12 protein-coding genes are annotated in these 12,812 nt (G+C 71.2%); 2 read left to right on the top strand and 10 right to left on the bottom strand.

Features of this window, described 5'->3' with window-relative positions; genetic code table 11:
- Positions 1-97 precede the first annotated feature (97 nt).
- The 8 genes from BLT59_RS01410 to BLT59_RS01375 all read right to left on the bottom strand — a co-directional run bounded on the left by BLT59_RS01410 (position 98) and on the right by BLT59_RS01375 (position 8,837).
- Positions 98-649, bottom strand: a complete 552-nt coding sequence (locus BLT59_RS01410; protein ID WP_091775444.1) for a hypothetical protein — start codon at positions 647-649, stop codon at positions 98-100.
- A 167-nt stretch (positions 650-816) separates the two neighbouring features.
- On the bottom strand, positions 817-1,755 hold the full coding sequence (locus BLT59_RS01405; protein ID WP_091775441.1) for a pirin family protein: 939 nt from the start codon (positions 1,753-1,755) through the stop codon (positions 817-819).
- A 202-nt stretch (positions 1,756-1,957) separates the two neighbouring features.
- Positions 1,958-2,989, bottom strand: coding sequence for an aldo/keto reductase (locus BLT59_RS01400; RefSeq protein WP_091775438.1), 1,032 nt, complete (start codon positions 2,987-2,989; stop codon positions 1,958-1,960).
- Positions 2,990-3,101: 112 nt separating this feature from the next.
- The gene (locus BLT59_RS01395; RefSeq protein WP_091775434.1) at positions 3,102-4,097 is read right to left on the bottom strand and encodes an HlyD family secretion protein; all 996 of its coding nucleotides are present in this window, start codon (positions 4,095-4,097) and stop codon (positions 3,102-3,104) included.
- A gap of 1 nt (position 4,098) precedes the next feature.
- Complete coding sequence (locus BLT59_RS01390) at positions 4,099-4,314, bottom strand: DUF1656 domain-containing protein (protein ID WP_244513777.1); 216 nt, start codon at positions 4,312-4,314, stop codon at positions 4,099-4,101.
- Positions 4,311-6,176 (bottom strand): FUSC family protein, encoded by a 1,866-nt coding sequence (locus tag BLT59_RS01385; RefSeq protein ID WP_091775432.1) that lies wholly within the window; start codon positions 6,174-6,176, stop codon positions 4,311-4,313. The genes BLT59_RS01390 and BLT59_RS01385 overlap by 4 nt, the downstream gene beginning before the upstream one ends.
- The gene (locus tag BLT59_RS01380) at positions 6,166-7,605 is read right to left on the bottom strand and encodes a CoA transferase (RefSeq protein WP_091775429.1); all 1,440 of its coding nucleotides are present in this window, start codon (positions 7,603-7,605) and stop codon (positions 6,166-6,168) included. The genes BLT59_RS01385 and BLT59_RS01380 overlap by 11 nt, the downstream gene beginning before the upstream one ends.
- A gap of 368 nt (positions 7,606-7,973) precedes the next feature.
- The gene (locus BLT59_RS01375; RefSeq protein ID WP_091775426.1) at positions 7,974-8,837 is read right to left on the bottom strand and encodes a class II aldolase/adducin family protein; all 864 of its coding nucleotides are present in this window, start codon (positions 8,835-8,837) and stop codon (positions 7,974-7,976) included.
- Positions 8,838-8,958: 121 nt separating this feature from the next.
- On the opposite strand from BLT59_RS01375, the gene BLT59_RS01370 reads away from it, so the two are divergent.
- On the top strand, positions 8,959-9,879 hold the full coding sequence (locus BLT59_RS01370; protein ID WP_091775423.1) for a LysR substrate-binding domain-containing protein: 921 nt from the start codon (positions 8,959-8,961) through the stop codon (positions 9,877-9,879).
- Positions 9,880-10,174: 295 nt separating this feature from the next.
- Positions 10,175-11,536 (top strand): NAD(P)H-dependent oxidoreductase, encoded by a 1,362-nt coding sequence (locus BLT59_RS01365; protein ID WP_091775420.1) that lies wholly within the window; start codon positions 10,175-10,177, stop codon positions 11,534-11,536.
- A 4-nt stretch (positions 11,537-11,540) separates the two neighbouring features.
- Here BLT59_RS01365 and BLT59_RS01360 read toward each other — a convergent pair whose 3' ends face one another.
- Complete coding sequence (locus BLT59_RS01360) at positions 11,541-12,443, bottom strand: helix-turn-helix domain-containing protein (protein WP_091775418.1); 903 nt, start codon at positions 12,441-12,443, stop codon at positions 11,541-11,543.
- Between the two features lie 80 nt (positions 12,444-12,523).
- Positions 12,524-12,754 (bottom strand): hypothetical protein, encoded by a 231-nt coding sequence (locus BLT59_RS01355; RefSeq protein WP_091775415.1) that lies wholly within the window; start codon positions 12,752-12,754, stop codon positions 12,524-12,526.
- Positions 12,755-12,812: the final 58 nt, after the last annotated feature.

Here is a 12,812-nt window from a genome sequence, read left to right as displayed (position 1 = left end):
CTAATCACAGCGGCCGGATCTGATTGCGCGCGCGATGCGGGCGTCGAGCTGAGCCCAGAACGCCGCGTTCATCGCCGCCGCGACGCCACGGCGCCGGTCACGAAGCCGCCCGAGCCGCCGAGGTCGGGGTACGGGTGTGCTGCACGCCGCCCGCTTGACCGCCCACTTGGCCACCCGCCTGCATCACGAACTCCGCGTCGATCGTCTCGGCGATGCGCTGGAGCATCTGCTCCGCCGCCGCGGCGCGCGCCTCTGCGGCCGCGGCTCGCTCCTCGGCGGCCTGGATCAGCTTGATGGCCTGCGCATGGACCTCGTGGGTCTCCCGCTCGGCCGCCCGTACCTGCGCCCGGGCCGCGTCCATATCGGCCCCCACCTGCCGAAGGAGGTCCTGGACGTGCGTTTCCTGCTCCTGCGCGCGCTCCTCGACGTCCCGGATGTAGCGCGCCGCGCCCTGCACGCGCTCCAGCAGATCCGGCCACCGCTCGACCGGCGACGGACTCGGATTCTTGCCCTGCGGCAAGGCACGCGCGTCCGAGGCGAGCAGGACGAGGTTGCCGGCGTCGATCCGCGTCGTTGCCTCGCGGGCGCCGCAGGCGGCGGATTCGATCAGGTCCGACGCCTCGGCCTTGGCATGCTTCGTCTGTTCCATCGCGCGTCCTGCCGACAAAGTGCAGCGCATGCCTTCGGTGAGGCATCGGCGGTCGTGCCACATCGGCCGACAATAGTTAACAGTTCGTTAATATGCCCTCTAGGGTTGTTTTATTGAGAGTATACGTGCTGACGTTGCATCTGGGACTGCCGGATCGCGGTCCTGGCTTACGGATACCGAACGGGCTGCGGGTCCTCAGGGAGCGGGATGAACTCGGCGTCGTTGGGCACGGTGTCGAACCGGCCTTGACGCCAATCCTCCTTGGCCTGCGCGATCCGCTCTGGCCGAGAGGAGACGAAGTTCCACCACAGATGGCGCGGACCATCCATCGGCTCGCCGCCCAGCACCATAAAGCGGGAGCTCTCCAGAGCGCGCACGCTGATGCGGTCGCTGGGCCGGAAGACCAGCAACTGGCCGGGGCCGAAGCCGTCGCCGGCGATCTCGATGGCGCCCGCGACCGTGTAGATCGCCCGCTCGTCGTAGGTCGGATCGAGGGGCAGGACGGCGCCGGCCTCGAGCGCCACGTCGGCGTAGACCATCGGGCTCGAGGTCCGGACCGGCGAGCGCGCGCCGAAGGCCTCGCCCGCGATCAGCCGGACGGTCTTGCCCTCGCCGGTGAGGACCGGCAGCGCGGCGGCGTCGTAGTGCTCGAAGGCGGGTGCGTTCTCCTCGTCGCGGTCCGTCAGGGCGACCCAGCTCTGGATGCCGAACAACCGGGAGCCAGACTGCCGCAGTGTCGGGGCCGTGCGCTCCGAATGGGTGATGCCGCGGCCGGCCGTCATCCAGTTCAGCTCGCCCGGCCGGATCGGCAGCTCCGTGCCGAGGCTGTCGCGGTGCATGATCTCCCCGTCGAACAGGTAGGTGACGGTGGAGAGGCCGATATGCGGGTGGGGCCGCACGTCCATGCCCTGCCCGAGCAGGAACTCGGAGGGGCCCATCTGGTCAAAGAAGATGAACGGGCCGACCATCCGGCACTCGGTGGAGGGCAGCGCCCGCCGCACCGCGAAGGAGCCGAGATCGCGCGAGCGCGGCACGATCAGGGTCCGGATCGCGTCGCAGCTGAAATGGTCGCCCGGGATCGGGTCCTCGGCACTGTGCCAGCTCATCGCCTTATCTCCTTCGCGCAGGGGGGAGGGCGGGGCGCCATCGGCTGCCGCGGGCAGCGCCCCGGAGGGCGCAGCCAGCCGTCCAAGATCGGCCCGTCCTCTGCAGGCATCCTGGACCGGGATCGTCCGGGTTCAAACAGAAACGATCGAAACACATCGTTTCCGGTTTTAGCCCTTGTGGCCCCGGCCGCGCGAAACTGGTCTACCAGACGGTCGGCTTGGGGTTGCGCTCATCAAAACCCTTCTGGTGCCAGTACGGGTAGATCGGCGTCTCCTGGCTCGCCGCGTCGAGGCGCGCCACCTGCTCGGCCGTCAGGCTCCAGCCGAGGGCGCCGAGATTTTGCTTCAACTGCTCTTCGGTGCGGGCGCCGACGACGATGTTGCACACGGTCGGACGGGTGAGCAGCCAGTTGAGCGCCACCTGCGCCACCGTCTTGCCGGTCTCGGCGGCCACGGCGTCGAGGGCGTCGACCACGCCGAACAGATAATCGTCGGAGACCGGCGGCCCGCCCTCGGCACCGCCGGCGGCGATACGGCCGCTCTGGTTGGCCTGGCCGCGGCGGATCTTGCCGGTGAGGCGGCCCCAGCCGAGCGGGCTCCAGACCATGAGGCCGACACCTTGGTCGATGCCCAGCGGCATCAGCTCCCACTCGTAGTGGCGGCCGATCAGCGAGTAGTAGCCCTGATAGGCCACGTAGCGGGAGAGCCCGTGGCGCTCCGAGGTGGCGAGCGCCTTCATGAGCTGCCACCCCGAGAAGTTTGAGGCGCCGATATAGCCGATCTTGCCGGCGCGGGTGAGGTCGTCCAGCGCCCGCAGCGTCTCGTCCACGGGGGTGAGCGCGTCGAACCCGTGCATGAAGTAGACGTCGATATGGTCGGTGCCGAGGCGCTTCAGGCTGGCCTCGCAGGCGCGGATGAGGTGGTAGCGCGAGGAGCCGACTTGGTTCAGGTCGTCGTTGAACCGGAAGGTCGCCTTGGTGGAGATCAGCGCGCGCCCGCGCTTGCCCTTCAAGGCCTGTCCCAGGATCTCCTCCGAAGCGCCCGCCGAGTAGATGTCGGCCGTGTCGAAGAAGTTGACCCCGGAATCGAGGCAGAGATCGACCATGCGGGTCGCCTCGTCGACGTCCGTCTGGCCCCAGCGCTGGAAGAATTCGTTCGTCCCGCCGAAGGTGCCGGTGCCGAAGCTGAGCACCGGCACGGTGAGGCCGGAGCGTCCGAACTGCCTGTAGTCCATCACGTCCTCATAACGATCGCGGGCGCCGCCTATCGGCGCGCCTGCGGGTCTAACACGGCGAGGCGCTCCGGCTTTCCCGGCGGCCGGTCGGCACGACGTTCCCCGGCCGTCCTCAGCGCCGCGTCCCGACGCCCTGCATCCCGTCGCAGCGCTGGCCGGCCGCCGCGCCCGTGCGCCGATCCGGCGGCAGGGTGGCCGGCGACCCGGCTTTCTCGGCCAGGATCGCGACATTCGCCGTCATCCCCGCCGCCAGCACGATCGGGCAGGGCACGTCGTCGAGGTCGATCCGGATGGGCACCCGCTGCGCCAGCCGGACCCAGGTGAAGATCGGGTTGACCGTCGGCAGCCCCTGGACGCCGGGGGCGGCGTCGGCGACGCTGATGCCGCGGCCGAGGCCGGTCACCCGACCCCGCATCGGCCGGTCCGGCCACGCCATGAGCGACACGCGCGCGGCGTCGCCCTCGCCGATGCGGGGGAGCTGCGTTTCCTCGAAATAGCCCTCGATCCAGAAGCTGTCGCCGTTGACCAGCGTCAGCGCCGGCTGCCCCGTGGCGGCGAACCCGCCCTCCTGCAGCAGCAGGTTGGTGACCCAGCCGTTCACGGTGGCCCGCAGGGTCGTGCGCTCCAGGTTGAGCCGCGCCTGCGCCAGCGCGCCCTCCGCCTGGACCACGTTGGCCTGGGCGGCCTGCGCCTGTCCGCTGGTCGTCTGTTTCTGCTCCGGCGTGGTGGCGAGATCGTCGAGTGCGGCGGTGCGTTGCGCGATCCCCGCGAGGTATCCGGCCTGCGCCCGGGCGCTTTCGAGGGCGCCCTCGGCCTGGGTCACGGCGTTCTTGAAAGTGCCGGGGTCGATCGTGAACAGCACGTCGCCCTTGCGAACGAACTGGTTGTCGCGGACTCGGACCGCCACCACGGTCCCCGAGACCTCGGGGGCCACCTGCACGGTGTAGACGCGTACGCGTCCGTCCCGGGTCCAGGGCGTGTAGGCGTAGTAGAGGAAGGCGAGGTAGGCGAGGCCGACGGCCGACGCGAGCGCCAGCAGGGTGGCGGCGACGTTGTAGGCAGGCGGCGGCTGCCAGTCGCGCAGCGACGGTCGCGGGTTCGTGGCCATGTCACGATCCCTGGATGCGCAGGGACAGGATCAGCAGCGCCGTCACGGCGGTCAGAAGGCTGAAGTCGAGCAGGGCGCGGTTCCACACGAGATGGTTGATGCCGATCCAGTCCAGGATCCATCGCAGGCCCCAGGTGATCACCAGGGCGGCGAGCAGGCAGATCACCGCGGGCTCGACGAAGAGCCCCAGCACGTCGAACGCTCGCAATCCGATCACGCCCGCACCCCCGGATCGAGGTTCGGCCAGCCCGCGCGGTCGAGATCCGACACGAGGGCGGCCAGCGCCCCGATGCGCTCCGCCTGGAGCGGCAAGGTCGCCCGGTCGGCGAGATCGCGCAAGGGATCCAGCACCGTCATCGGCTCTGCCGGACGCGGCGCGACGAGCCGGGCCCAGACCGCACGGCCAACACGGCGGCCCTCCCGGTCGTCCGTCTCCCGCAGGGCGAGCAGCAGGAGCCCGATGACGAGCAGCCGCTCGCCGCTGCTGGCCGCTTGGTCCTCCGCCCCGATAAGGGCGAGCCGGCCGAAGCCTCGGGCGAGATAGCGGTCGAGCGGCGGCAGCAGGAACGCCGGATCGAGGGCCGCGCCGCGCACCGACCGGACGAGCCGGCGACGGGCCCGCAGCCGCAGGGTCGCGGCGCTCACGGGCGGCGGCAGGGCGGCGAACGCGATCGCCGCCACCGCCATCCCGAGCAGCTCGGCCAGCGCGGTGTTGAGCGAGTCTGCGAGGTCGTAGGTCATCGGGTTCTTGGGATCGAGAACGCCGAAGACGAAGAAGCCGAAGCCGATCCCGTAGATCGCGCGTTTGTCGGCCCGGCCGACCACCGCCAGCATCGCCACCGGCAACAGCACGGCGGCCAGGAGCGTGAAGCTCCCGGTTGTCGTCAGCAAGGTGTAGCGCAGGGTGAGCCCGACCACCGCGGCGAGCAGCGCGCCGATCAGGAAGGCCCGGGACTCCGCCCGCGGATCGGCATGCGCGGCGAGCAGGACGCAGACGAGGCTCGCCCAGGTCGCGGCGCCGGCCCCGTGCGACCAGCCGGTGACGTACCAGAAGCCGTTGACGATCAGGACGGCGGCTGCGGTGCGCAGGGCGTTGTCGAAGGCGTGCCAGCCGTCCCAGTCGAGGTCGTTCCACAGGAGCAGGTGCGGGCGGAACGGTACGCGGCGCCGCCCCACCCGGCCTCCGGCGCGCAGGAGCCGCGCCGAGACCCGGACGCGCCCGATCTGCCGGACGGCGATCGCCCCGCTGGCCCCGATCAGATCGGTCGAGCGCGATCCCGGACGGTCCGGCAGCAGGGCCCGCAGCAGGCCCGCCGCGAGCACACGCCGCAGCCGCGGCGCGGCGTTGCGGATGCCCCGGCCGCCGGAGCGCAAGGAGGGCTGCTCGGTGAAGGTGTCGGTGACCACCTCGCCCAGCGTCATCACGGCGGCGATCGGCATCGGTCCGGGCCGCGCGCCCCGCCGCAGGGCGGCCATCCAGACGTCGCAGGCCTCCGCGGCCGCCTCGAGCCGCTCCGCCAGGGCGCGGCTGACGGCGGGGACGCCCGGAGCGACGAACACGTTCGACGCGTAGGCACAGCCGATCCCGAGCAGGATCGTCGAGCACCGGTCGACGCCGATCTGGAACACCGCCTCCGGATTCTGGACGTCGGCCAGCGCGATGATCGGCACGGTGAAGCCCATTGAGGCGAAGCCGTAGGCGCGCTGGCCGCTCTCGACGCTGGAGGCCGCGGTGAGCAGGCCCATCCACAGGGCGAGCGCAAGGTCGAAGGCCAGGGTCGCCTGCGCGAAATTGGCCACCAGCGCCATCGCGACCGCGACGCCCACCAGGGTGCTGCCGGCCCGCCACAGGCTCTTGCGCAGGGAGGCCGCGCGGGTGGCGAGGGTCACCGAGATGACCGTCCAGCCAGCCCAGTGCGGCAGCGCCAGTTCGAGCCACATGGCGAGCCAGATCGCCGCGATGGCGGTGAGCGCGATGCGCAAAGCCTCGGCCGCCTCCCGCGGCCACCATGCCGCGAGCCGCTGCAGCGTGTCGGAGGGGGCGGATCGGCAGTCCGGGAGAGCAGTCTCACCGGCCATGGCGTACCGCCCCCGGGCGGTTGCTCGCGCCAGCGAAATGCAGGACCTGCGCCGCCTCCGTCGAGCCGAGAGCGCAGGCGGGGCGGTCCCATCGCAGTGGTGCACCATCGATCCGCAGGGGCCCGTGCAGCCGGAGGGCGTGTCCCCACGCCGTGTGCTCGATCTCCGGTGCGAAGTCCCGATCCTGATACCCGCTGAAGGCGGAGCCCGGTGCGCCGCCGGCATGATCCGTGAGCAGACCTGCCGTCCGGGCCAGGGAGAGCTTCGCGGTGACGGCCTGCCCGTCCCGCAGCCGGGCGATAAGGCCCCGCAGGGATGCGGCTGCCATCAGGTAGCCGGTGGCGTGGTCGAGCGCCTGGACGGGCAGCGGCACCGGCCGGTCGGCCTGTTTCCAGCGCTGCCCGGCCGCCGCGATGCCCGTTGCCATCTGGACGAGGCTGTCGAAGCCGCGGCGGCTGGCCCAGGGTCCGGTCCAGCCATAGGCGCAGAGCGCGACGTCGATCAGGTTCGGGTTGAGCGCCCGACGACCGGCCTCCCCGTAGCCGAGCCGCTCCAGGGCACCCGGGCGGTATCCGTGCACGAGGATATCCGCTTCGGCCAACAGGGTCTCGAACTGGCGCCGGTCGGCTGCCCGATGGAGGTCGAGCCGGGTGCAGCGCTTACCCAGGGTGATGTCGGGCGCCATGGACGGCTCGTCCCAGTCGGGCGGGTCGATCCGCAGGACGTCGGCACCCAGTCCCGCCAGGAAGCGCGTGGCCACCGGTCCCGCCAGGATGCGGGTCAGGTCGAGGACCCGGATCCCCGCGAGGGGCCGGGCCGAGTCCGGGCGCCATCGCGACGGACCGTGGCCGGACATCGCCGCGATCGACACCAGAGGTTCGACGCGGACCGCTTGGCCCTGGTCCAGCCTCTGCCACGCCTCCGGGCTGCGCATCGCAGCGGCGCAACCGCCCGCGCGCAGGATCGCGGCTTCCAGGGGCTCGGCCGCCTTCCCCGCCAATGCGGCCGCGACGGTGTCCCGTTCGCCCGGACAGTCGAGGACCGCGAGGGCCGCGGCGCGGTGGTGGGGCGCGTTGGTGTGCAGTCGGATCCAGCCGTCCGCTGTCCGGTAGTCGCCGGCGATCGGATCCCAGGCAGCCGGTATCGTCCAGCCGCACGGTCGCAGCGACGTCCCGAACCACGCCGAGGCCAAGTGCCGGTCCACCGTTACCTCAGGCGCGTGTCCGAACAGGCCCAGGAGCTCGGAGACGGCGACGCCGGCAGCACCGATCGCCGCCGTCGCCAGCGCGGTGACCGGGAAGCAGGATGGCAGATTCTCCGCGCCGGTCACTGTCAGCCGTTCCCCGGCATCGGGCCGGAGCGCCAGGGCGGCCAGCACCTCCGAGAGGATCGACGGCAGGGCGTCACCGGCGGCGTGTCGTTCGAGCATGGTTGCGGCCCTCGAAGGGTGCCTGCACCCTGCCGGCCGTCGGCGGATCAATCAATCTTGATCCAACTGATCAACATGACGGACTGGCTGGACCGCGCCGAAGTCCTCGATGCTCGAATTCGCGCTCACGGCCCCGATCCAAGGCGTCCCTGCCGCGGAGCGCACCCTTCACGGTCCTCATGCTCGGACGGAGCCGGGGCTGGGCGGGGCACGGCATGGAGCAGGGTTGCCAGGGCATCATGATCCGTCCGCGGGCCGGGTACGAGGGGCGGCGGATCCGCACGGCGGAGCCCGGCTGGTCGACCCCGGCCCCCGCCGAAGGGCCGGCCCCGATGCGCGTCGCGGTGCCGTCCGCGGAGGGCACAGGCTCAGGCGAACATGTCCGGCTGGGTCTCGGCGATGTGGTTGTACAGCGTCTGGAAGTGCAGCCAGCCGATATAGTCGCTGCCCACGTGCTCGCGGCTGTAGCGCGCGGTCTTCTCCGAGAGGAGCTGCGGCTTGATGCCAGAGGCCTCGACCAGGAGCTGCTGCTGGCAGGCCCGCTCCAGGGCGATGAACCAGAAGGCCGCGTCGTCGATGCTGTGCTGCGAGCAGGTCAGGAGGCCGTGATTCTGGTGCAGCACGCCGCGGTTGCGGCCGATCTGCTGGGCGACCGAGAGACCGCTCTCCTTCTCAACCGCCACGGCGCCGGCCGAGGCGCCGATCACCGCATGACTGTTGTAGAAGGCTGCCGCGTCCTGGCTGATCATCTCGAGCGGTCGGCCAGTGGCGCACCACGCGGTGCCGTAGGTGGTGTGCGCGTGGCACATCGCCATGACCTCGGGGTACTCTTCGTGGACGGCAGCGTGGAGGACGAAGCCCGCCCGATTGATGGCGTGACGCCCCTCGACCACCTGGCCCTTGTGGTCGGCCAGGATCAAGTTCGACATCCGCACCTGCGAGAAGTGCACGCACATCGGGTTGGTCCAGTACAGCTCCGGCCGCTCCGGGTCGCGGATCGTCAGGTGTCCGGCGAAGCCATAGTCGAAGCCGTGCAGCGCGAAGGCGCGGCAGGCGGCGACGAGGTGCTGCTTGCGGTACGCGCGCGCCTCGGCATGGGTGGCGAAATCCGGAATCTCCGGGAAGATCAGGCCGGCCTGTTCGGGCTGGTAGATCGAGGTTCGCTTGCGGCCGGCATCGTCGTCGGGCAGATCGAGGACGACGGCCTCGTCGTGGGCGTGATCGTCGAGCATGGCGTGTCCTTGCCGGCAGGGCGCCGCCGATCGCGGGATGGCTGGCACTATCCTGCTGCCTCTCCACGTTGACAAACGACGATTTTTCACCCTTTTCGTGAATTTGGTTCACGGATTGCGCATGCGCCGGATACCGAGCTTCCCGGCCCTGCGCGCCTTCGAGGCGGCCGCGCGTCTCGGCAGTTTCGCCCGGGCGAGCGAGGAGCTGCACCTCACGCCCTCCGCGGTGAGCCACCAGATCCGAGGCCTGGAGCGCTGGTTCGGCCGCGCCTTGTTCCGGCGGGCGAATCGTCAGGCGCTGCTCACCGCCGACGGACAGCGCCTGCTCGCGGGCCTCTCCAGCGCGTTCGACGCGATCGAGTCGGTCTGCGCCGAACTCGGCCCGCCGGCGCCGTCGTCGCTCGCCGTCCACTGCACCCCGAGCTTCGCGGCGAAGTGGCTCGGGCCGCGGCTGCCCGCCTTCGTGGAGAGCCATCCCGATATCGCCATCCGGCTCTCGACCAGCGCGGAACCGGTGGATCTCGGCCGGCAGGCGGCAATCGACATCCTGATCGCCTATGGGCGCCCGCCGCGCGGGCCCGGCTTGACCGTCGAGTCCCTGGGGCCTGAGGAGATCGCCGCGCTCTGCGCGCCGGAGGTCGCCCGGGCTGCGGAGTCGGCCGCGCCCGGAGCGATCGGTCCCTTCACCCGCCTGGACTCGTCGTTCAGTCCCGTCCGCTGGCCGGACTGGTTCGCCCAGAACGGCCTGCCCGTCCCGGCCCGGGGCGCCGGCACGGCCTTCGACCGGGGGGCATTGGTGATTTCGGCGGCCGTTCAGGGACTCGGCGTGGCGCTGGAGACCTTGCGGTTCGCGCAGGACGAACTCGCCGCCGGACAGCTGGTTCGCCTCGGCGGCGGTCGGGTCGAGAGCCTGACTCGGGACCTCCATTTCATCTGCTACCGCGAGCGCGACGGGGCTCTGGAGAAGATCCGGGCCTTTCGCCGCTGGCTCCTGGACGTGGAGGCCGAGAGCCGGTCGGGGCGAAGGGCTGAGCCGGCCTGACTCGGAGGAGGCGGCGGGACGCTAGCGCTTCGGTCACAGCGCCGTGACTCACGGTGTCGTTTCCGGCCTCGCAGGCGAGCCCGGAACCCGGAGCCGCCGACGGTGCAGAAGCCGGAGCGGATTCCCCCTCCCGCACGGGAGCGGCGGCGCGTTCCATCGTCCGAACCGACGGTGCCGGTCTTGTCGTTCGACAGGTCTCAACGGGATCGGGAGCCGCTCTAGGTTCAGGTCCAAGCAACGAGGCGAACGCGGCGGAGCCAGGGCCCGACTGTGCGCCGCTCAGGGAGAACGCCCCATGTCCCTATTCGCCAAGCTGCAGCGGCGTGCCAGTGAGGGCCGGCCTGTCCGGGTCGGCCTGATCGGGGCCGGCAAGTTCGGCGCGATGTACCTGTCGCAGGCGCCGCGCACGGCCGGGATCCATCTGATCGCGGTGGCCGACCTGTCGCCCGACCGGGCGCGCGCGTCGCTCCGGCGGGTGGGCTGGGACGACGCCCGGTTCGCGGCACGCGGGCTGGAGGAGGCCGCCAGGGCCGGCACGACCTTGGTCACCGAGGATGCCGACGCGATGATCGCGAGCCCCTTCGTGGACATCGTCATCGACGCCACCGGCAGCCCGGCCGCCGGCATCCGTCACGCACTTCGGGCCTTCGCGGCGGGCAAGCACATCGTGATGGTCAACGTCGAGGCCGACGTCCTGGCCGGGCCGCTGCTGGCGCGCAGGGCGGCCGAGGCCGGGGTGATCTACTCCATGGCCTCGGGCGATCAGCCGGCGCTCATCGCCGAGCTGGTCGACTGGGCCCGCACCATCGGGCTGGAGGTGATCTGTGCCGGCAAGGGCACCAAGTACCTGCCGGCCTACCACGCCTCTACGCCCGATACGGTCTGGGGCCATTACGGCTTCAGCGAGAGCCAGGTCGCAGGCGGCGACTTCAACCCGCAGATGTTCAACTCCTTCCTGGACGGCACCAAGTCGGCGCTGGAGATGGCCGCCGTTGCCAATGCCTGCGGGCTCACCCCGCCCCGCGACGGCCTCGCCTTCCCGCCCTGCGGCGTCGACGACCTGCCGAGCATCCTGAAGCCCGTGGCGGATGGCGGCCTCCTCACCGAGCGCGGCACAGTCGAGGTGGTCTCGTCGGTGGAGCGGGACGGGCGGCCGGTCTTTCGGGACCTGCGCTGGGGTGTCTACGCGGTGTTCGAGGCGCCGACTCCCTATGTGCGTGACTGCTTCGCCCAGTACGGCCTCAAGACCGACGCGAGCGGCCGGTTCGCCGCGACCTACAAGCCCTATCACCTGATCGGCCTCGAACTCGGCATCTCCGTCGCCTCCATCGCGGTCCGCGGCGAGGCGACGGGGGCGACGGGCGAGTGGCGCGGCGACGTCGCCGCCACGGCCAAGCGGCCGCTGCGGGCCGGCGAGCGGCTCGACGGCGAGGGCGGGTTCACCGTCTACGGCAAGCTGATGCCGGCGGCCGCGTCCCTGGCGCAGGACGCTCTGCCGATCGGGCTCGCCCACAACATGGTCCTCAAGAACGATGTGCCTGCTGGTCGGGCCGTGCGCTGGAGCGACGTCGCCTTCGACGCCGGTCAGGAGGCGATCCGCGTCCGGCGCGAGATGGAGGACCTGTTCCGCGGGGCGACGGGGCGGGCTGCCCGCTAGGCGGTCAGGCGCGCCGGCCGGCCGTGCGCCCGGTCGGTGAGCGTCCGACGAGTTTCCGGAAGGTCCGGCTCATGGCGCTGGCGCTCGTGAAGCCCGACCGTGCGGCGACCTCCGCCATCGATCCCGCGCCGGACCGGATCAGGGCCTCGGCCCGGTCGACCCGCTCGCGCATGATGTACTGATAGGGCGTGACCCCGGTGGTCTGGCGGAAGGCCCGGATGAAGTAGCCTTCGCTGAGCCCGACGATCCCCGCCAGGGCGGAGACGGTGATCTCCTGGTCCAGGTGCTCCCGGATATACGCGCAGGCCCGTCCGGCCTGCGACGCAGAGAGATCAGGGGCGGCCGACCGTCCGGACGCGCGGATCGCGATGACCGAGCGCAGGACCGCCAGATGGAGGCTCTCGATCAGCAGCGGATCGGGTGATGGATCGTCCTGGTGCACGCAGCTCAGGGCGCTGAGGATGTGACAGGTGCTCTGGCAGACGCGGAGATCGCTCCCATCGGTCGCGAAGGCGATCCGGCCGATCGGCGCGTCCGCGAGCCGCTCCACGGCGGCGGCCGAGAAGGAGAGAACGCGGCCGGAATAGGGACCCACCCAGCGGGTCGTGCCGTTCAGGCCGGGGCGCCGGACCAGCAGGCCCTCGCGCTCGCTCAGGCGCGCCGCGATCTCGTAATCGACCGCGTGGTCCGCCCCCGCGGGCTGCGTGCTGGCGGCGACCTCAAGGCCGGTGACCGCATGCGTGCTCCACCCGCCGTCGGCGAAGCGGAAGTCGATGAAGGTGATTTCCGGGCGACCGCGCGCGCTCGGCGCGTAGCATGTCAGCTCGGGACGGTCGGAGAGATGCCCGGAACTCCCGCTGGTGGCATACGCGATGGTCTCGGATAGGCTCTCGGCTGTGCTGTCCATGCCGGCCAAAGCGATTCCGACGGCGTCGCATCCGGGGCGGAGGAGGACGGCCTCGCGGCCGCCCTCCCGATGCGCCGCCGTCAGCGAAGGGCGCCGGTTACGCCACCGACGAGGCCGCCGACTGCACCGAGGACGCTGCCCACGAGGCCGCTGACCAGACCGCCCGCCTGGCCGACGAGCCCCGAGACCGCACCGAGTTCCTGGCTTGCGTCGACCCCAAGACCGACGGTGAGGCCAACCCCGAGGCCGCCGCCCACCTGATCAAGCTCGGCGGCGCTCAGCTCGCGGACGGTATCGATGCTGTCCTGCATGATCGTTCTCCAGGTTGAGACTTATGAAGAAGGTTATACTGCTGCGGTCTATTGCCTG

The sequence above is a fragment of the Methylobacterium sp. UNC378MF genome (assembly GCF_900103195.1).
Classification (GTDB): Bacteria; Pseudomonadota; Alphaproteobacteria; order Rhizobiales; family Beijerinckiaceae; genus Methylobacterium.
This window is presented reverse-complemented; position numbering and strand designations above follow the sequence as displayed.

Excerpts from the sequence above, each read along its gene's own strand:
- BLT59_RS01410 (WP_091775444.1), bottom strand. The coding sequence starts at position 649 with ATGGAACAGACGAAGCATGCCAAGGCCGAGGCGTCGGACCTGATCGAA.
- BLT59_RS01405 (WP_091775441.1), bottom strand. The coding sequence starts at position 1,755 with ATGAGCTGGCACAGTGCCGAGGACCCGATCCCGGGCGACCATTTCAGC.
- BLT59_RS01400 (WP_091775438.1), bottom strand. The coding sequence starts at position 2,989 with ATGGACTACAGGCAGTTCGGACGCTCCGGCCTCACCGTGCCGGTGCTC.
- BLT59_RS01395 (WP_091775434.1), bottom strand. The coding sequence starts at position 4,097 with ATGGCCACGAACCCGCGACCGTCGCTGCGCGACTGGCAGCCGCCGCCT.
- BLT59_RS01385 (WP_091775432.1), bottom strand. The coding sequence starts at position 6,176 with ATGGCCGGTGAGACTGCTCTCCCGGACTGCCGATCCGCCCCCTCCGAC.
- BLT59_RS01380 (WP_091775429.1), bottom strand. The coding sequence starts at position 7,605 with ATGCTCGAACGACACGCCGCCGGTGACGCCCTGCCGTCGATCCTCTCG.
- BLT59_RS01375 (WP_091775426.1), bottom strand. The coding sequence starts at position 8,837 with ATGCTCGACGATCACGCCCACGACGAGGCCGTCGTCCTCGATCTGCCC.
- BLT59_RS01370 (WP_091775423.1), top strand. The coding sequence starts at position 8,959 with ATGCGCCGGATACCGAGCTTCCCGGCCCTGCGCGCCTTCGAGGCGGCC.
- BLT59_RS01365 (WP_091775420.1), top strand. The coding sequence starts at position 10,175 with ATGTCCCTATTCGCCAAGCTGCAGCGGCGTGCCAGTGAGGGCCGGCCT.
- BLT59_RS01360 (WP_091775418.1), bottom strand. The coding sequence starts at position 12,443 with ATGGACAGCACAGCCGAGAGCCTATCCGAGACCATCGCGTATGCCACC.
- BLT59_RS01355 (WP_091775415.1), bottom strand. The coding sequence starts at position 12,754 with ATGCAGGACAGCATCGATACCGTCCGCGAGCTGAGCGCCGCCGAGCTT.